The 16,924-nt window shown below is 65.6% G+C and carries 18 protein-coding genes; 15 read left to right on the top strand and 3 right to left on the bottom strand.

Features of this window, described 5'->3' with window-relative positions:
* Window positions 1-4 precede the first annotated feature (4 nt).
* The 13 genes from H0I86_RS18210 to H0I86_RS18150 all read left to right on the top strand — a co-directional run bounded on the left by H0I86_RS18210 (window position 5) and on the right by H0I86_RS18150 (window position 12,457).
* Window positions 5-640, top strand: a complete 636-nt coding sequence (locus H0I86_RS18210) for a flagellar biosynthesis protein (RefSeq protein ID WP_258019339.1) — start codon at window positions 5-7, stop codon at window positions 638-640.
* A gap of 237 nt (window positions 641-877) precedes the next feature.
* Window positions 878-1,108 (top strand): hypothetical protein, encoded by a 231-nt coding sequence (locus tag H0I86_RS18205; protein ID WP_258019338.1) that lies wholly within the window; start codon window positions 878-880, stop codon window positions 1,106-1,108.
* 364 nt (window positions 1,109-1,472) lie between these two features.
* On the top strand, window positions 1,473-2,084 hold the full coding sequence (locus H0I86_RS18200) for a transposase (protein WP_172666944.1): 612 nt from the start codon (window positions 1,473-1,475) through the stop codon (window positions 2,082-2,084).
* Between the two features lie 74 nt (window positions 2,085-2,158).
* Window positions 2,159-3,820, top strand: coding sequence for a ShlB/FhaC/HecB family hemolysin secretion/activation protein (locus H0I86_RS18195; protein WP_258019337.1), 1,662 nt, complete (start codon window positions 2,159-2,161; stop codon window positions 3,818-3,820).
* A 20-nt stretch (window positions 3,821-3,840) separates the two neighbouring features.
* Window positions 3,841-5,658 carry a DUF2341 domain-containing protein gene (locus H0I86_RS18190; protein ID WP_180921566.1) on the top strand — a complete coding sequence of 606 codons (1,818 nt, stop codon included), beginning with the start codon at window positions 3,841-3,843 and terminating at the stop codon, window positions 5,656-5,658.
* An 11-nt stretch (window positions 5,659-5,669) separates the two neighbouring features.
* Window positions 5,670-6,095 (top strand): ExbD/TolR family protein, encoded by a 426-nt coding sequence (locus tag H0I86_RS18185; protein WP_023964687.1) that lies wholly within the window; start codon window positions 5,670-5,672, stop codon window positions 6,093-6,095.
* A gap of 3 nt (window positions 6,096-6,098) precedes the next feature.
* Window positions 6,099-6,806 (top strand): TonB C-terminal domain-containing protein, encoded by a 708-nt coding sequence (locus H0I86_RS18180; protein ID WP_180921565.1) that lies wholly within the window; start codon window positions 6,099-6,101, stop codon window positions 6,804-6,806.
* 43 nt (window positions 6,807-6,849) lie between these two features.
* Complete coding sequence (locus H0I86_RS18175; protein ID WP_180921564.1) at window positions 6,850-8,544, top strand: putative porin; 1,695 nt, start codon at window positions 6,850-6,852, stop codon at window positions 8,542-8,544.
* A 48-nt stretch (window positions 8,545-8,592) separates the two neighbouring features.
* A complete protein-coding gene (locus tag H0I86_RS18170; RefSeq protein WP_180925867.1) occupies window positions 8,593-9,237 on the top strand; it encodes a DNA repair protein in 645 nt (214 codons plus the stop codon).
* Between the two features lie 20 nt (window positions 9,238-9,257).
* Entirely contained in the window at window positions 9,258-9,752 is a 495-nt protein-coding gene (locus tag H0I86_RS18165; RefSeq protein ID WP_180921563.1) for a YbjN domain-containing protein, read from the top strand.
* Complete coding sequence (locus tag H0I86_RS18160; protein ID WP_180921562.1) at window positions 9,749-10,702, top strand: peptidylprolyl isomerase; 954 nt, start codon at window positions 9,749-9,751, stop codon at window positions 10,700-10,702. The genes H0I86_RS18165 and H0I86_RS18160 overlap by 4 nt, the downstream gene beginning before the upstream one ends.
* 101 nt (window positions 10,703-10,803) lie before the next feature.
* Window positions 10,804-11,781, top strand: coding sequence for a LysR substrate-binding domain-containing protein (locus tag H0I86_RS18155; RefSeq protein ID WP_180921561.1), 978 nt, complete (start codon window positions 10,804-10,806; stop codon window positions 11,779-11,781).
* Window positions 11,782-11,938: 157 nt separating this feature from the next.
* Entirely contained in the window at window positions 11,939-12,457 is a 519-nt protein-coding gene (locus tag H0I86_RS18150) for a GNAT family N-acetyltransferase (RefSeq protein WP_180921560.1), read from the top strand.
* 120 nt (window positions 12,458-12,577) lie between these two features.
* On the opposite strand, the gene H0I86_RS18145 is transcribed toward H0I86_RS18150, so the two are convergent.
* On the bottom strand, window positions 12,578-13,276 hold the full coding sequence (locus H0I86_RS18145) for an aspartate/glutamate racemase family protein (RefSeq protein ID WP_180921559.1): 699 nt from the start codon (window positions 13,274-13,276) through the stop codon (window positions 12,578-12,580).
* Window positions 13,277-13,355: 79 nt separating this feature from the next.
* Between H0I86_RS18145 and H0I86_RS18140 the strand changes: the two genes are divergently transcribed.
* Both H0I86_RS18140 and H0I86_RS18135 read left to right on the top strand, forming a co-directional pair.
* Complete coding sequence (locus tag H0I86_RS18140; protein ID WP_180921558.1) at window positions 13,356-14,174, top strand: helix-turn-helix domain-containing protein; 819 nt, start codon at window positions 13,356-13,358, stop codon at window positions 14,172-14,174.
* 121 nt (window positions 14,175-14,295) lie between these two features.
* Complete coding sequence (locus H0I86_RS18135) at window positions 14,296-14,787, top strand: hypothetical protein (protein ID WP_180921557.1); 492 nt, start codon at window positions 14,296-14,298, stop codon at window positions 14,785-14,787.
* Between the two features lie 72 nt (window positions 14,788-14,859).
* Here the strand turns inward: H0I86_RS18135 and H0I86_RS18130 are convergent, their stop codons facing one another.
* Both H0I86_RS18130 and ccoN read right to left on the bottom strand, forming a co-directional pair.
* Window positions 14,860-15,087, bottom strand: coding sequence for a cbb3-type cytochrome c oxidase subunit 3 (locus H0I86_RS18130; protein ID WP_180921556.1), 228 nt, complete (start codon window positions 15,085-15,087; stop codon window positions 14,860-14,862).
* 72 nt (window positions 15,088-15,159) lie between these two features.
* On the bottom strand, window positions 15,160-16,587 hold the full coding sequence (gene ccoN, locus H0I86_RS18125) for a cytochrome-c oxidase, cbb3-type subunit I (protein WP_009048795.1): 1,428 nt from the start codon (window positions 16,585-16,587) through the stop codon (window positions 15,160-15,162).
* Window positions 16,588-16,924: the final 337 nt, after the last annotated feature.

Raw genomic sequence — 16,924 nt, 5'->3', positions numbered from 1 at the left:
GCCAATGATTGAAGTTGCCATGAAATACCTGAAACTCGCTGGTTTGCTGCTGCTGTCCACGACCTTGTTCGGCTGCGCCACCAGCCGTTCGGTGGTAGATATCGACGGGCCTGAAGTGGCCAGTGGCAACGGCCAGAAGGTGGTGATCAACGTGCTCGACGAGCGTCGTTTTGAAGCCGACCCGCGCAGTGCCGATATTCCTTCGCTGAAGAACGGCGAGATCAACGACAAGGCGATCACCGAGCGCGCGATTGCGCGCAAGCGCAATGGCTATGGCATGGGATTGGGCGATGTGCTGTTACCGGAGGGCATCAAGGTCAGTACGCTGATTGCCAAGAGCATCGGTGCAGCCTACGGCAAAGCCGGTTATCAAGTGGTGCCGAGCACCGAGCAGGCGCCGGATGCCAGGACCGTCACCGTGCATGTGGTTGAGTTCTGGTCATGGATGTCGCCGGGTGCCTTCTCCGTTGCGGTGAACAACAAATCGCATCTGAAGGTGGACACCGGTAGCGCGTCCTCGCCTGTCGAGGTCAAGACCTTGAAACGCGAAGGCATGCAGATGATTACCGAGGATGACTGGAAACTGATCACCGAGGCTGGTTTGCAGGCCATCAGTGAGTCCATGGCCAAGCAGCTCTGAATCCAGGGCTGTTCAACTGCCGGGCGCCCGCATGCTGATGGGCCCCCGGGTGCTTACTTCCCCGACGCTTGCCCTGTAGCCGCTGCCGCAGGCTGCGATAAGGTCCGAAGGACCTTCAGCGGTCTTGAAAACGTCACGGCCATTCGGCCGATCGCAGCCTGCGGCAGCGGCTACAGGGTGTGGGGCTGAGGACGGTCGCTGTGGCCACCCGCTGCATGGAGCACAGCTATCTGGATATTGGCGTCTTTACCTGCGATCCGCCGCTGGTTCCTTTTTTATGCCCGGGCCGGCGGTTGGACGATTGCGCATGTGGTCCTGATCGGCAACCGGCACGACGGGGCGTTGCGCAGCGACACGCTGGATAAAATCGTGCGGTTGCGACTGTTTTCAGCGAAGGCCAGGGCAGCGGCTTCGGCATTAGCCAGTGGGGGCATCGATCTGGGCCTGCCAGACGGGCAGTTTTTGTAGGGGCCTGTACCCCAACTAGCATCACCCGCGACAGTGCCGACGCCATCACGGGCAATCGAGCGTCGACCGGCCGCTCCTACAATCAGCTTTCAGATGAACGCAGGTCCCCAGTCTTTTCCAGCCCGCTCTTCTACGGGCTGTCTCACCGATTCCTCCGTCGTTCCTGCAAGCCGCCATCCCGTATTTCCGAACCGGGTGCGCAGGTGTTCCCGGGCATCGCGGACAAGTCTCTCCCTCTTCCGAGTGAAGCTTTTGTGACAAAAGTTCGGTAGCACTTAGCCAGTCCCGTCATGGATATGTGACGCGCTTGAGGGGGCCTTCTGGCCACTGTTCTGAGCCGAGGCGGGACGCCGGGAGTGAGGTTATGGGGACTATGGAACGCTACGCGAAAGTGGGCATGCAGGAGCTGGACCAGCGGTTGTCGAAGATCGTCGAGGCCGCGCGCAAGAAGCCGGTGTCAGTCTATCGCTACGGTGCGCCGTGGGTCTGGATCGTTTCCCAGGATGACTGGCAGGGCGCCTTGAAGGAGGTGTCGAGCTACATCCCGCCGGGCCATTCGCTGGTGTTGCTGCGTCCGCAGATCGACGCCTTGCTCGACCAGCACCGCGACATTCTCCAGGGCCTGGACAGCGAGCCCGGCATGCTCATCGCCCCACGCACGGTGATGCACATCCTGCTGTTGCAGCTGCTGTATTCGGTGCCCGGCGAGCAGCAGTTGTACGAGCAGCTCAATTACAACCTGCTGTTTCGCTGGTTCGTCGGCCTGGACCTGAACCAGAAGGTCTGGAGCCTCGGCGTGCTGAGCCGCGACATCGCCACGCTGTTGAACGATGCGCGGGCGGTGCTGCTGATCCAGAAAATCATCGGTGAAGTGTTCTGTGGCGCCTTGCTGCAAATGCCCGAGTTCTCGTTGAACTTCGCGCTGCTGCACAGCTGGCTGGCCAAGCACGCCACGACATCGACCTTGAGCAATTGAACCGGCCAAACGCCGTACAGACGGCGACGGCGGTTTCGACGCGGTTCGACATTCTTGGAAATCTAGGGGGCGGTGTGGAGCATCTGTTCGATAGGGGGCGGCCGGGGCCGACCAGGCGCTGGCTGCCGGTGTGCGGCTGGCTGGCGCTGGTCGCGCTGAGCCAGCCGTTGTTGGCCGAGGAGGGCGGCCCGGTGGAAGGCGAGCCGGTGCAGGGCAGTGCGGCGCAAGGCGAGGCCGCGCCTGCACGGCTGGTGGATGTGAATGAGTACTTCGTGCGCGGCAACACCGTGCTCGATGCGCGGGCCATCGAAGAGGCGGTGTATCCCTTCCTTGGCCCGCAGAAGGCCCTGAGCGATATCGAGGGCGCCCGCGACGCCTTGCAGAAGGTCTACCAGGCCCGCGGTTATCAGTCGGTGTTCGTCGAGCTGCCGGAGCAGAAGGTCGAGGACGGCATCGTCTACCTGCAGGTCAGCGAGACCAAGGTCGGGCGGGTGCGGGTGGTGGGGGCCAAGCACTATTCGCCGGTGGAAATCCGCGACGAGGTACCGGCGCTGCAGGAAGGCGAGGTACCGGATTTCGCCAAGGTCCAGGGCCAGCTGGCGAGCCTGAACAAGACTCCCGGGCGCCAGGTCATGCCGCTGGTCCGCGAAGGCCGGCGCCCCGGCACCATGGACGTCGACTTGCAGGTGGAAGACCAGAACCCGTGGCAGGCCAGCGTCGGCCTGAACAACGACTACAGCGCCGACACCAAGCACCTGCGGGCGGTCACTAGCCTGGGCTACAACAACCTCTGGCAGCTGGGCCACAGCATTTCCCTGACCTATTTCACCGCGCCCGAGGACCAGGACAACGCCAAGGTCTGGTCCGGTTCCTATACCGCGCCGCTGAACGAGCGCTGGAGCCTGCAGTTCGCCGGCTACAAGTCCGACAGCAACGTCGCCACCATCGGCGGCAGCAACGTGCTGGGCAAGGGCCATTCCTATGGTCTGTCGCTGATCTACAGCCTGCCGGCCAGCGGCAGCTGGGCCAACTCGTTCTCGGTCGGGGTGGATTTCAAGGACTTCGAGGAAGAGCTGAGCCTGGGCGGCGAAAGCGACAAGGTGCCGCTCAAGTACGCGCCGTTCACCTTCGCCTACAACGGCTTTCGCTACACCGAGACCTCCCAGCTGGGCCTCGGCCTGAGCCTGGTGGCCGGCACCCGCAGCCTGTTCGGCTACGGCAGTTCGGACGAGGACTTCGACTACAAGCGCTACCGCGCCAACCCCAGCTTCGCCGTGCTCAAGGGCGACCTGAATTACACCTACACCTTTGCCAACGACTGGCAGAGCGCATCCAAGGCCGCGTTCCAGCTGGCCTCGGGGCCGCTGGTGTCCAACGAGCAGTTCTCCGCCGGCGGCGCCACCTCGGTGCGCGGCTACCTGGCGGCCGAGCGCACCAGTGACGACGGCTACCTGTTTTCCCAGGAGCTGCGCACGCCGTCCCTGGCCAAGTACCTGGGCGGGTATGTCAACGAATGGCGCTTCTATGCCTTCGCCGAAGGCGCCCGGATGTACCTGCGCGACGAGCTTCCCGACCAGGAGGCCGACTACAGCCTGGCCAGCGTCGGCCTGGGCACCCGCGCCAGCTTGAGCAAATGGCTTTCCGGCAGCCTGGACTGGGGTTACCCGCTGCTTGATGGACCGAACACCCAGAAACAGGACTCGCGCGTGCACTTCAGTGTGCAGGCGACGTTTTGATCTTTCACGGAGTAACTTTCATGCAGCGCTTACTGATTTCCCTGTTGATCTGCCTGGGCTTCGTGCTCCCGGCGACGGCCCAGGCGTGGTGGCAGGACGACTGGCACTACCGCAAGCAGGTCTCCATCGACACCACGCCGCAAGGCGCGGCCATCAACCAGGCCCTGGGCCGCACCGCGCTGCTGGTGCGCCTGCACACCGGCAACTTCAGCTTCGACGGGGTCAAGGAAGACGGCTCCGACCTGCGCTTCGTCAGCGCCGATGACAAGACGGTGTTCAACCACCAGATCGAAAGCTTCGATCCGCTGATGGGCATGGCCCTGGTCTGGGTCGATGTGCCGAACGTGGAGGGCGGCCAGCGCCAGGACATCTGGATGTACTACGGCAACCAGAAGGCCCCGGCCAGCGCCAACGGCCAGCTGACCTTCGACCCGAACTACATCGCCCTCTATCACTTCGACGGCGCCAACGGTACCCCGGCCAAGGACACCACGGCCTACGGCAACCACGCGCAGAACGCCACCGGGGCGAGCATCGACGGGGTCATCGGCCGGGCCTTGCAGTTCAACGGCCAGCCGCTGCTGTTGCCGGCCAGCCCGTCGTTGCAACACAGCGCCGATGGCGCCTTTACCTTCAGCGCCTGGCTGCGCCTGGACCAGGCCGGCGGCGAGCAACTGTTGCTGGCCCGGCGTGAAGGGGCCAGCAGCCTGCTGGTCGGGGTCAACCAGGGCGTGCCTTTTGTCGAGGTCGACGGCCAGCGCGCGGTGTCGACCCAGCCGCTCAACCCCGGGCAGTGGCAGCACCTGGCCCTGACGGCCCAGGGCAGCCAGCTGGCGCTATGGGTCAATGGCCGCGAAAGCGCCCGCCTGGCGGTGGCGCTGCCGGCGTTCAATTCGCCGCTGGCCATCGGTGCTGACCTGCCGCCGGCTGCAGGCGCCGAGGCCAGTGCGTTCCTGCCGTTCAACGGCGCCATCGACGAACTGCGCCTGTCCAAGGTGGCGCGTCCCGCCGGCCTGCTGCTGGCCGATGCCGCGGCCCAGGGCGCCGAGTCGAAGCTGGTGGTGTACGGCGTCGATGAAGAACAGTCGGGCTTCGGTTTCGGCAGCCTGGGCTTTCTGCTCAAGGCGGTGCCGGTGGATGCCTGGGTGATCATCGCGGTGCTGGTGCTGATGATGTTCCAGTCGTGGATCATCATGATCCGCAAGAACCGCATGGTCGGCCGTGTCAGCAGCGCCAACCAGCTGTTCCGCGAGCAGTTCGCCCGAGTCGGCACCCGCCTGGAAATGTTCGCCGACGACCGCGAGCTGGCCCAGCGCCTGGAGCATTCCTCGCTGTGGCGCCTGTACCAGGTGGCGGTCCAGGAGATCCGCACCCGCCGCGAGCAGGGCGCCGACACCTCGTCGGTCTCGGCGGCGACCATCGAGGCCATCCGCTGCTCCATGGACGGCGTGCGCACCCGCGAGAACCAGCAGCTCAGTTCCAAGCTCTCGACCCTGTCCAACGCCATCGCCGGCGGGCCCTATATCGGCCTGCTGGGCACGGTGCTGGGGATCATGGTGGTGTTCCTCGGCACGGCCATGGCCGGCGACGTGAACATCAACGCCATCGCCCCGGGCATGGCCGCGGCCCTGCTGGCCACCGCCATGGGCCTGTTCGTCGCGATCCCGGCGCTGTTCGGCTACAACCGGCTGATTACCCGCAACAAGGAAGTCAGCGCCGACATGCGGGTGTTCGTCGACGAGTTCATCACCCGCCTGGCCGAGCTGCATGGCGCCGGCCAGTCCAGTGAAGCCGCGCCTGCGCGTGGGCATAACGCCAACGCCAGCGTGCCGGCCTGAGGAGAAACGTCATGGCTTCTGTGAACGCCTCCCACGACGACGATGACGACGCAGCGGTGGACAGCATCAACATCACGCCCCTGGTGGACGTGCTGATGGTGGTGCTGGTGATGTTCATCCTCACCGCTACCGCCCAGGTCTCCGGGATCCAGATCAACCTGCCCAAGGCCAGCGCCTCGGTGTCGCTGTCCGAGGCCAAGACCAAGGCGATCTCGGTCAACGACGGCGGCCAGGTGTTCCTCGACGCCTACCCGGTGACCCTGGCGGAGCTGGAAGAACGCCTGCGCATGGAAAAGGCCCTGAACCCGGACTTCCCGGTGATCGTGCGCGGCGACGCCACGGTGCAGTACCAGAAGGTCATCGAGGTCCTGGACCTGCTGCGCCGGCTGGAGCTGTCCCAGGTCGGCCTGGTCACCGGCAAACCGAGCCAGGGCTGACCCATGACCGCACAACAACCTATCCAGCTGCCGCCAGTGAAAAACCGCACGGCGCCACGCCTGCTCAAGTGGGGCGCGGGGCTGCTGCTGGGGGCTGGCGCTGCCTGGCTGCTCTGGCAGTGGGCCAACGACATGAGCGGAGTGCGCCGGGAGGCGCCCAAGGTGCCGACCATCATCCCGTTGCCGCCACCACCGCCACCGCCGCCGGAAAAACCCAAGGAACCGGAGCCGCCGGTCGAGGAGAAGGTGCCCGAACCGGAACCGACCCCGGAGCCGGAACAGGTCAAGCCCGAGGAAGAAGCACCGCCGTCGCCGGTGGACGACCTGGCCAATCCGATGCAGATGGATGGCGATGCCCAGGCCGGCAGCGACGCCTTCAACATCGGCGCCGGCAAGGGTGGCGGCATGGCCGGTTCCGGCGGTGGGCGCCTGGGCAACGGCACCTACAGCCAGTTCCTGGCCTTCACCTTCCAGCGCGTGCTGCGGGAAAACCCGGACCTGCGCAACCAGGCCTTTTCGCTGCAAACCGACGTCTGGCTGAGTGCCGTCGGCGAGATCACCCGGGTCGAGCTGGTCAAGTCCAGCGGCAACCCGCAGATCGACACCCTGGTGCTGGCCGCCTTGCGCGGCGCGCCGCACCTGACGGAGCGGCCACCGGCCTCCCTGACCCTGCCTGTACGCCTGTCCCTGCAGGGGCGGCGTCCGGGTTAACCGAACGATTGATGCAAGTTTTGCCAAAAGGAGCTGTGTGCAAATGATTTCCAACGTGAATCGATTGTCCCTGGCGATCGGCATGGTCATCGCGACCCTGGTGGGACCGGTAGCGGCCGCGCCCGCTGCGCCCTCGGAAAACGCCACGATCAATCTGATCCGTTTGCTGGTGCAGCAGGGCGTGCTGAAACAGGAACAGGCCGACGGCCTGATCGCCCAGGCCGAGCGCGAAGCGCAGCAGGCGCGCCAGGCCAACACCGCGGTGGCGGCAGGGCCGGCGGCGACCCCGGGGGATGTGCGGGTGCAATACGTGCCGGCCATCGTCCGCGACCAGATCCGCGACCAGGTCAAGGCCGAGGTCATGGCCACCGCCAAGCAGGAAAACTGGGCCCAGCCCAACACCTTCCCGGACTGGGTGTCGCGCATCAGCTTCGACGGCGACATTCGCCTGCGCGACGAGTCGCGCTACTACTCGGGCAGCAACAGCAACGAGATCGTCGACTTCGCCAGGCTCAACGACAAGGGCCCGTACGACGTCAACCCCAACAGCAGCTCCAACCTGCCGCCCTTGCTCAACACCCGCGAAGACCGCGAGAACCTGTTCCGCCTGCGCGCCCGGCTGGGCATGAAGGCGCAGGTCGCCGAGGACTGGACCGCCGGCATCCGCATCGGCACCGGCTCGGACAACAACCCGGTGTCCACCACCCAGACCCTGGGCGGCGGGTTCGGCAAGAAGGACATCTGGCTCGACCAGGGCTACCTGACCTGGAAGGCCACCGACGAGCTGACCCTGACCGGCGGGCGGATCGCCAACCCGTTCTTCTCCACCGACCTGCTGTATTCCAACGACCTGAATTTCGACGGTGTGGCGGCGATCTTCAACCACAAGCTCAATCGTGACTGGGGCCTGTTCGGCACGGTCGGCGCGTTCCCGGTGGAGTACACCAACGACACCTCCACCAGCAACGGCTTCGACAAGGAAGAAAGCGACAACAAATGGCTGTACGGCGCGCAGATCGGCGCCAACTGGGCGATCAACGGCAACCACCGGCTCAAGGGCGCATTGGCCTACTACCGCTTCGACGACATCGAAGGCCAGCGCTCCAGTGCCTGCGAACCCTGGGCCGGGGCGCCGGGCTGCGACAGCGACGGCAGCCGCGTGGCCTTCATGCAGAAGGGTAACAGCGTGTTCCTGCTGCGCGACATCACGCCCAACCCGCTCAACCCGGCCGCCACCGCGCAGCCGCAGTTCGTCGGCCTGGCCTCGGAGTTCAACCTGCTGGACCTGAACCTGGTGTGGGACGCCGACCTGCCGGAGAACTTCAAGCTGCGCAGCCAGGCCAACTACATCCACAACCTGGGCTACGACGAAGGCGAGATGCGCAAGCGCTCCGAAGGCCAGATCGTCAACAACCTGGACAGCAACGGCGAGCTGGAAAGCGGCGCCAACGCCTGGATGGTGCAGTTCACCCTGGGCAACAGCCTGGAGCTGGCCAAGCAGGGCGACTGGAACCTGTTCGCCGGCTACAAGTACATCCAGCCCGATGCGCTGCCTGACGGCTTCAACGATTCCTCGTTCCACCTCGGCGGCACCAACGCCAAGGGTTACTTCCTCGGCGGCAACTACGGCCTGGCCAAGAACGTCTTCGCCACCGGCCGCTGGCTGAGCTCCGAGGCGGTGTACGGCGCGCCGTTCGACATCGATGTCTTGCAGCTTGAAATCAACACGCGCTTCTAGGGCGCAAGGGGCACTGTCATGACCAGTCTTGCTATGAACAGCACGGCGATGAACACGCGAGCCAGGGCAGGGCGCTGCCTGTTGTTGACCCTGGGCGTGCTGCTGGCCAGCGGGGCCAGCGCCGAAGGCATGGAGGAGCGCCTGCGCACCCAGTTGCGCAGCACCACCCAGCAGTTGCAGGCGCTGCAGAGCGAACAGGCCCAGGCCAGCGCCGCCCGGGTCGCCGCCGAGAACCAGGCCAAGCAGGCGCAGGCGCAGATCAAGCAACTGACCGCCGACCTGGCCAAGGCCCGCGGCGTGGCCGAGCAACTGGCCGGCCAGCAGCAGAACCTGCACAGCCAGGCCCAGGCGCAGATGGCCGCCAGCAGCGAGCAGATCGGCAAGTTCAAGAAGGCCTATGACGAACTGCTGGTCATGGCACGGGCCAAAGAGGCCGAGCGGGCCAGGCTGCAGGCGCAATTGAGCGAGCGTGACACACAAGTGCAGCAATGTTCGGTCAAGAATCAGCAGATGTATGGCGTGGCCAAAGAGATCCTCGCGGCCTACGAAAAGATCGACGTGGCGCAGGTGATGAAAATCCGCCAGCCCTTCGCCGGCGGCGCCCGGGTCAAGTTCGAGGAACTGGCCCAGGGCTTTGGCGACGACCTGTACAAGACCCAGTTCGATGCCCCCCAGGCAGCGAGTACCCACTGAACATCAGGGAAGAATCGAGCATGACTGAAGCAACGCAACTGATCGCCAGCGTCACCCCGCAGAGCCTCACCGAACTGCTGCAAGGCGCCGGCTACCGGGTCAACCAGACCGACCAGAACGGCATCGTGCAACTGCTCAGCGCGAGCCAGGGCATCGGCTACGCTGTGCGCTTCGGCAACGCGGCGGGTGCCGGACAGGGCAGCTATGTGGACTTCACCTTCAGCTGCGCGCTGCGGGTCCAGGGCGAGTTGCCGGCGGGCCTGGCCGAGTTGTGGAACGCCTCGCGGCGCTTTGCCCGGCTGTCGGTGCAGGGCGAGTTCCTGGTGATGGAAATGGACGTGGTGGTGGCCGGGGTCAGCCACGATCACCTGCGCAGCCAGCTGGAACTCTGGGACCGGCTGTTGCAGGAATTCATCGTCTACCTGCGCGACTACAGCCAGCACGCCGCGCGCCTGCAGGCCCAGGCCGATGCGCCTGAAACAACGCCCGAGGCCGCCGAGGTGCCTGCGCAGTGAAGAAGCCAAGCCTGATGGTCGGTGTCGGAGCCCTGGCCCTGGTGGCATTGGCGGTGTGGCTGGGCGTGCGCCCGGGCAGCGACCCGGTGGCGGCGCAACAGCCCAGGCCGATGGCCGCCAGCCCGGTCGACGACAGCCCGGCGGTGGCGCGCCTGGGTAACCAGCGGGTGGCGCCGGAGGAGCTCAAGGCGCTGTTCGCGGCGTTGCCCGAGCCGTCCCGCGAGCAGCTGCGGGGCAATCGCCCGGCCCTGGAAAACTGGATTCGCACCCGCCTGGCGGAAAAGGCCGTGCTCGAACAGGCCGATGCCCAGGGCTGGCGCCAGCGTCCGGACGTGGCCTTGCAGACCCGGGTGGCCACCGAGCAGATCGTCTTTCGCGACTACTTGCGCTCGGTCAGCCAGGTGCCGGCCGGTTACCCGAGCGAGGCCGAGTTGCAGCAGGCCTACGACGCGGGCAAGGCGCAGTGGCAGACCCCGGCCTTGTACCGGGTCAGCCAGATCTTCCTCGCGGTGAGTGACCCGCAAGCGCTGGAAGCAACACGCAAGCAGGCCCAGGAACTGAGCAAGAAGGCCCAGGCCGCCCCGGGCGAATTCGCCGCCCTGGCCAGCCAGTATTCCCAGGAACCCGACAGTGCCCGGCGCGGCGGCGACTCGGGTTTGCAGCCGTTGCAGCAACTGCTGCCCGAGGTCCGCGGCGCGGTGGCGCGCCTGAAGGTCGGCGCGGTGTCCGATGTGGTGCAGAGCGCGGCGGGTTTTCATGTGCTCAAGCTGACCGAGCAGCAACCGGCCCGCACCGCGACCCTGGACGAGTTGCGCGAACGCCTGACCCAGGCCCTGCGGGCCCAGCGCCAGGAGCAGATCGCCAAGGCCTATCTGGAAGGCATGCTCGACACGGCGACCCTGAGTATCGACGGCGCGCAGTTGAACAAGGTGCTGGAGGAGAAGCTGTAAGTACGGCGGCGTGGTTGATACCGCTATCGGACGGCGCAGCCGTCCGACCCGCTATGACAACGTGCAATGGATGCCATCACCCACACGACAGGGAGTCACCCATGTCCTTTCTGGAACCCGCCCCGATCTCGGGCATCACACCCTACATCGCTCCGGCCGAACCCCGGGAAGCCTGGCTGGCCCTGGCCGCCGGGATCGAGCCGGAGCTGGCCCAGTATTTCCTGGTCACCGCCCGTTGCGGCTGCTTCATGCAGGCGGCGCGCAGCCTGAACATCAAGTCGACGCTGCTGCGCAAACAGCTGGCGCACCTGGAGGCACAGTTGCGCCGCTCCTTGTTCAGCTTCCAGGGCAGCGCCCTGAGCCTCAGCCGCGAAGGCCAGCAACTCAAGGCGCAACTGATCGCCCTGGCCCACGAACGCACGCTGCCGGTGCTCGAACAGCCGCTGCTGCGCCTGGCGGTGGCCGAGTCGATCCTGCACGATATCCTCGGCCGTGACCTGATTTCCCTGTTGCGGCGCAACGCCAGCGTGCGCCTGGAGATCATCTCCATCGACAGCGAGCTGTCGCTGCGGGCCCTGAGCGCCGACGTGGTGGTGTGGCTGGGCGGGGTGGATTCGCCGGCACCGGGGCCGAGTTTCGTCACCAGCCCGCCGCAGCCGCTGGTGCGCCTGGACTACCTGCCGCATATCGCCAAGCGTTATTCGCGGGTCGCGGCGCGCCCCGACAGCCTGGACGACCTGGCCGACTACATGCTGGTGCAGTGGCAGCAGGACCGTCAGGTCGAACCGCTGCGGCCGTGGAACCAGCTGGTGGAGCAGCGCCTGGCGGGAGTGGTGCAGGTGCATTCCTACGCGCTGATGCTGGAGATGATCCGTTGCAGCGCCTGCATCGGCCTGTTGCCCCATTACATGAGCCGCTTCGACCGCGGCCTGACGGCACTGCCCGGGCTGTTCGACGAGGCCATGCCGCGCCAGGTGTGGATGGCGGTGAACGCCGAAATGGAGCACGACGCCGAGGTGAGGATGCTGGTGGAGCTGATCCTGCGCACCTTCAATGAGCGCAGCGAATGGTTTGAATAGCCGCCGGGCGCGCTGCTGCTTCGCTGCTGCTGTAGGAGCAAGGGGGGCGCCCAGCTCTTGCTCGCGATAGACCGCAACGCGGTCGTTCAGCTTATCGCCACAACCGCCCCTGGCGCTCTACACTCGACGGCCCTATCGCATAAACCAAGGAAGACTTATGCCCGCCGAGCCCTCCACTATCGTCATCGAACGTTTCAGCGAAGCCCATGTGCAGGGCATCACCGCGCTGTACAACGACCCTGCGGTCGCCCGGCAGGTGCTGCAAATGCCGTTTCAGTCCGCCGAGGTCTGGCGCAATCGCCTGGCGCCGGACAACGAACGGCGGGTGGCCCTGGTGGCGCTGCACCAGGGGGCGGTGATCGGCAGTTGCAGCATCGAGCAGTACTCGCGCATCCGTCGTGCCCACTGCGGCGGCGTCGGCATGGGCGTGGCGGTGGAATGGCAGGGCCAGGGCGTCGGCAGCCGTTTGTTGGCGGCGGTGCTGGATGTGGCGGACAACTGGATGAACCTGCATCGGGTAGAACTGACGGTGTTCGCCGACAACGAAGCCGCCCTGGGCCTGTACCGCAAGTTCGGTTTCGAGCGCGAAGGTCTGCTGCGCGATTACGCGGTGCGCGACGGCCAGTACGTTGACGTCCTGAGCATGGCGCGCCTGCGCCGCACCCCCCAGGCCTGATTCGCCCCTGTAGCCGCTGCCGAGCGCCAGCGAGGCTGCGATAGGTCCGAAGGACCTCTGGCGCCCGCAAGATCGCCACGACCGTTCCGGTCGATCGCAGCCTACGGCAGCGGCTACAGGTCACTGCGCCTCACTCAGGGCAAACGCCACCGCCGCCCGCGCATGCAGCTCGGTGGTGTCCAGCAGCGGCAGGGGGCTGTGCTCCGGTTTGAGCAGCAGGCCGATCTCGGTGCAGCCGAGGATGATGGCCTGGGCGCCGCGCTCCTTCAGGGCCTGGATCACCTGCTGGTAGCGCTGGCGCGAGGTCTCGCTGATGACGCCCACGCACAGCTCGTCGTAGATGATCCGGTGCGCGGCCTGGCGGTCCACGGCGTCCGGCACCAGCACCTTGAGGCCGCGATCGACCAGGCGTTGCTTGAGAAAATCCTGCTCCATGGTGAAGGCCGTGCCCAGCAGGCCCACGCTGAGGGTTCCAGCCTCAAGCGCGGCCTCGGCGGTCGGGTCGGCGATGTGCAGGAAGGGCACCGACAGCACAGCCTGAATCTGCTCGGCGACCCTGTGCATGGTGTTGGTACAGAGCACCACGCACTCGGCGCCACCGGCCTCCAGGCGGCGCGCCGCATCCACCAGGATCTCTGCCGCAAGGTCCCAGCGCCCGGCGTGCTGGGCCTGTTCGACAGGCCCGAAGTCGACGCTGTACATTAGCAACTGCGCCGAGCGCAGCGGGCCGAGACGGTCCCGTACCTGCTGGTTGATAAGGCGGTAATACTCGGCGCTGGACTCCCAGCTCATGCCGCCGATAAGGCCGATGGTGCGCATACGCAGCTCCTGTCGCTGACAAACCTGAATGCCGAGAGTGTCCCGTGGCACAGCCCCGCGATCTATCAAGAAATTTCATATGCCCGCCGTACTGAGCCGCAAGGTCCAGGGTTACGGGCTGCCGCGCCGCGAACTGCTGGGCGGCACGCTCGACCTGCAATTGCTGCCGCGCGCGGCCTACAGTGCGCGCGATCCGTTGCAGTGGCAAAGCCTCGGCGTGAGCCTGGAGCGCCAGCGGGGCGTGCACGCCATCGGCAGCGACCGGCGCGAGGATTTCGACAGCTGGCCGGGGACCCTGGCCTTGACCCCGGCCGGGGTCGAGGTGTTTTCCGAGTCGCCCCACGGCGGTGAATACCTGCTGCTGCGCTGGCTGGCCGAACCACAGGGTCTGGATATCGCCAGCGGTTCGCGGCGCCTGCAGCTGCCAGGACATGCGAGGGCCCTGGTGCTGGGACGGCAGGCGCGGCGGCTGTTGCTGGACCCCAACCACGATCGGTTGGCCCTGGAACAATGCGCCTTGCAGTTCGCCGGCCTGGCGGCCTTCGACAAACCACCCGCCAAGACCGCCAGGCGCGCCGAGTTCAGCCGGGTGCTGAGGCTAATCGACGAGCGGTTCGCCGAGCCGCTGTCGCTCACTGAGCTGGCGGCCTGCACCGGGCGCAACGAACTGCGTTTCCTGCGCGACTTCACCCGCGCCATCGGCATGACGCCCCATGCCTGGCTGGTCGAAGTGCGGGTCCAGGCGGCGCGGCGGCTGATCGAGCACAGCGGCCTGTCGCTCGCCGCCATCGCCCTGGAAACCGGCTTCGCCCACCAGTCCCATATGGGCAGCGCCTTTCGCAGGATCCTCGGCCTGACCCCCAGCCAGTACCGCGCCCTCGGCGGCGGACGAGGCTGAGGGCGAGCGCGTTCACCGTTCGGCAGCCGTGCCGTCAGGGTTCGACTTTTAGTCATACGACGCGGGCGTGCATCTGCCATGATCGAGTTCCGCAATCGCGGTTTCTCGAAGAGGCATGAACATGGACGACGTACAGCAACTGGGCGAGATGCTTCGCCGCTACGCCGAAAGCGAAGCCCACAAGAAACAGCTGTTCGAAAGCCAGTCGGTGGTCTGGGCGAACCGTATCAATGAGCTGTTCGATCATATCCAGCAGTGGCTGGCGCCGGTGCTGATGCCGGACCTGCTGGCCTTGACTCGCGAACCCTACGTGGCCTTCAGCCCCAGCGTCCCGCTGGAAACCTCGACCTTCAAGACCGAAAAGCTGACCATTGTGATCGCCGGCAAACCGGTGGAGTTCGTGCCCGATGTGATGGGCGCCGCCGGGCAAATTTCCTTGGCGGTGATGGGCCTGACCGCCGCGCGTTACGGCAGCGTGTCCCTGGTGGGCCTGCCCGACGGCAGCTGGCAATGGCGCAAGGCCAATGGCCTGAAGGAGCCCGACGTCTTCACCTTCGACGGCAACTTCCTGGCGTCGCAGCTGCAGGTGCTGATTCCCCGGGAGCGTGGGTGAGCTCCATGCTGTCTGGCGAATGAAGGGTTATCGGGCGTTGCGGTTGTTGCTCCAGCCCGTCAAGGGCATCCCTCAAACCTCCATATTGCCCCAGCCCGGCCGGGCTTCGGTCGGTTCCGGCGCCACGGCGTCGATCTTCTTGCCGGTGGCCAGTTCCACCCGGCGCGCCACGTCCGGGTCGTCGGCGAAGGGGATCAGGCTGGCGTCGTCGAGGCTCTTGGCCGATTGATGGCGCAGGCAGTAGTCGATGCTGAGGTAGAGGAAGGTCACGCCGAGCAGGTCAAGGGCGAATTCGATCATCGGAGGGCTCGCTGTGCTGCAGGAGGGAACGAACGACGCGGGCGGTGCGGCCCGCGTCGTGCTCTTGGGCGATCAGGCGATCTGGGCGTCGCTGAGGGCCAGGCGCGGGTCGGCCACGCGCACGGTGCGCCAGGTGTTGTAGGCCATCAGCAGCATGCCGCTGAGGAAGAACACGCCCCCGGCGAAGCGCACGATGAAACCCGGATGGCTGGCCTGCAGGGCTTCGACGAAGGAATAGGTGAGGGTGCCGTCGTCGTTGACCGCGCGCCACATCAGGCCCTGGGTGATGCCGTTGACCCACATCGAAGCGATGTAGAGCACGGTGCCGATGGTCGCCAGCCAGAAGTGCAGGTTGATCAGCGGGATGCTGTGCATCTGCTCACGGCCGAAGACCTTGGGCACCATGTGGTAGATGGCGCCGAAGGTGATCATCGCCACCCAGCCCAGGGCGCCGGCGTGGACGTGGCCGATGGTCCAGTCGGTGTAATGGGACAGGGCGTTGACCGTCTTGATCGCCATCATCGGCCCCTCGAAGGTCGACATGCCATAGAAGGCCAGGGACAGCACCAAAAAGCGCAGGATCGGGTCGGTGCGCAATTTATGCCAGGCGCCGGAAAGGGTCATCATGCCGTTGATCATGCCGCCCCAGCTCGGTGCCAGGAGGATCAGCGACATGGCCATGCCCAGCGATTGCGCCCAGTCCGGCAGGGCGGTGTAGTGCAGGTGGTGCGGGCCGGCCCAGATGTACAGGGTGATCAGCGCCCAGAAGTGCACGATGGACAGGCGATAGGAATACACCGGGCGCCCGACCTGCTTGGGCACGAAGTAATACATCATTCCCAGGAAACCGGTGGTGAGGAAGAAGCCCACGGCGTTGTGGCCGTACCACCACTGGACCATGGCGTCGGTGGCGCCGGAGTACACCGGGTAGGACTTGAACCAGTCCACCGGGATCGACAGGTGATTGACCACGTGCAGCATGGCGATCACCAGGATAAAGGCGCCGAAGAACCAGTTGCCGACGTAGATGTGCTTGGTCTTGCGCTGCACCACGGTGGTGAAGAACACGATGCCGTAGACCACCCAGACCACGGCCATCCACACCGCGCCGGAGAATTCGATTTCCGCGTATTCCTTGGTGGTGGTGTAGCCCAGCGGCAGGGTGACCAGCATGATCAGGATCACCGACTGCCAGCCCCAGAAGGTGAAGGCGGCGAGCTTGTCGGAGTACAGCCGCACCTGGCAGGTGCGCTGCACCGCGTAGTAACTGGCGGCGAATTGGGCGCTGCCGGCGAAACCGAAGATCACCAGGCTGGTGTGCAGCGGGCGCAGGCGGCCGAAGCTGGTCCAGGGCAGGTCGAGGTTCATTTGCGGCCATACCAGCTGGGAGGCGATCCACACCCCCATTGCCATGCCGATCACGCCCCAGGCCACGGTGGCGATGACGAATTGGCGCACCACCTTGTAGTTGTAGGCCGGTTCCATTGTTGCTGTGCTCATGGTCAATGCTTCCACGGTTGCAAAGGCTTGCCAGGCCACCCGGCCTGGCATGCCCTGCACTGTAGAAAGCAGCGGCGAAACAAAACAGGCTCAGAAAAAAACCATTAGTACGGATCAGATTTACTCGCCTGCCCATGCAGGCTCGGGACCGGCTGATACGGTTTTTTAGTTTTTACCTGAATCTGTAACGCTCTGAGCCGCAAGGGCATAGTCATCGCCACACCAAACCCCCCGGATCACCCCTGGAATGCCATAACCCCGTAGCCACCGTGGCCCTGTAGCCGCTGCTCGGCAGCGGCTACAGGATTACAGCGGCTTCAGGGGCGGGATCGGGGTC

Source organism: Pseudomonas chlororaphis subsp. aurantiaca (genome assembly GCF_013466605.1).
In the GTDB taxonomy this organism is placed as follows: domain Bacteria; phylum Pseudomonadota; class Gammaproteobacteria; order Pseudomonadales; family Pseudomonadaceae; genus Aquipseudomonas; species Aquipseudomonas chlororaphis_I.
This window is presented reverse-complemented; position numbering and strand designations above follow the sequence as displayed.

Coding starts and splice junctions, on each gene's coding strand:
- H0I86_RS18210 (WP_258019339.1), top strand. CDS start 5: ATGATTGAAGTTGCCATGAAATACCTGAAACTCGCTGGTTTGCTGCTG.
- H0I86_RS18200 (WP_172666944.1), top strand. CDS start 1,473: ATGGGGACTATGGAACGCTACGCGAAAGTGGGCATGCAGGAGCTGGAC.
- H0I86_RS18190 (WP_180921566.1), top strand. CDS start 3,841: ATGCAGCGCTTACTGATTTCCCTGTTGATCTGCCTGGGCTTCGTGCTC.
- H0I86_RS18185 (WP_023964687.1), top strand. CDS start 5,670: ATGGCTTCTGTGAACGCCTCCCACGACGACGATGACGACGCAGCGGTG.
- H0I86_RS18180 (WP_180921565.1), top strand. CDS start 6,099: ATGACCGCACAACAACCTATCCAGCTGCCGCCAGTGAAAAACCGCACG.
- H0I86_RS18175 (WP_180921564.1), top strand. CDS start 6,850: ATGATTTCCAACGTGAATCGATTGTCCCTGGCGATCGGCATGGTCATC.
- H0I86_RS18170 (WP_180925867.1), top strand. CDS start 8,593: ATGAACACGCGAGCCAGGGCAGGGCGCTGCCTGTTGTTGACCCTGGGC.
- H0I86_RS18165 (WP_180921563.1), top strand. CDS start 9,258: ATGACTGAAGCAACGCAACTGATCGCCAGCGTCACCCCGCAGAGCCTC.
- H0I86_RS18155 (WP_180921561.1), top strand. CDS start 10,804: ATGTCCTTTCTGGAACCCGCCCCGATCTCGGGCATCACACCCTACATC.
- H0I86_RS18150 (WP_180921560.1), top strand. CDS start 11,939: ATGCCCGCCGAGCCCTCCACTATCGTCATCGAACGTTTCAGCGAAGCC.
- H0I86_RS18145 (WP_180921559.1), bottom strand. CDS start 13,276: ATGCGCACCATCGGCCTTATCGGCGGCATGAGCTGGGAGTCCAGCGCC.
- H0I86_RS18140 (WP_180921558.1), top strand. CDS start 13,356: ATGCCCGCCGTACTGAGCCGCAAGGTCCAGGGTTACGGGCTGCCGCGC.
- H0I86_RS18135 (WP_180921557.1), top strand. CDS start 14,296: ATGGACGACGTACAGCAACTGGGCGAGATGCTTCGCCGCTACGCCGAA.
- H0I86_RS18130 (WP_180921556.1), bottom strand. CDS start 15,087: ATGATCGAATTCGCCCTTGACCTGCTCGGCGTGACCTTCCTCTACCTC.
- ccoN (WP_009048795.1), bottom strand. CDS start 16,587: ATGAGCACAGCAACAATGGAACCGGCCTACAACTACAAGGTGGTGCGC.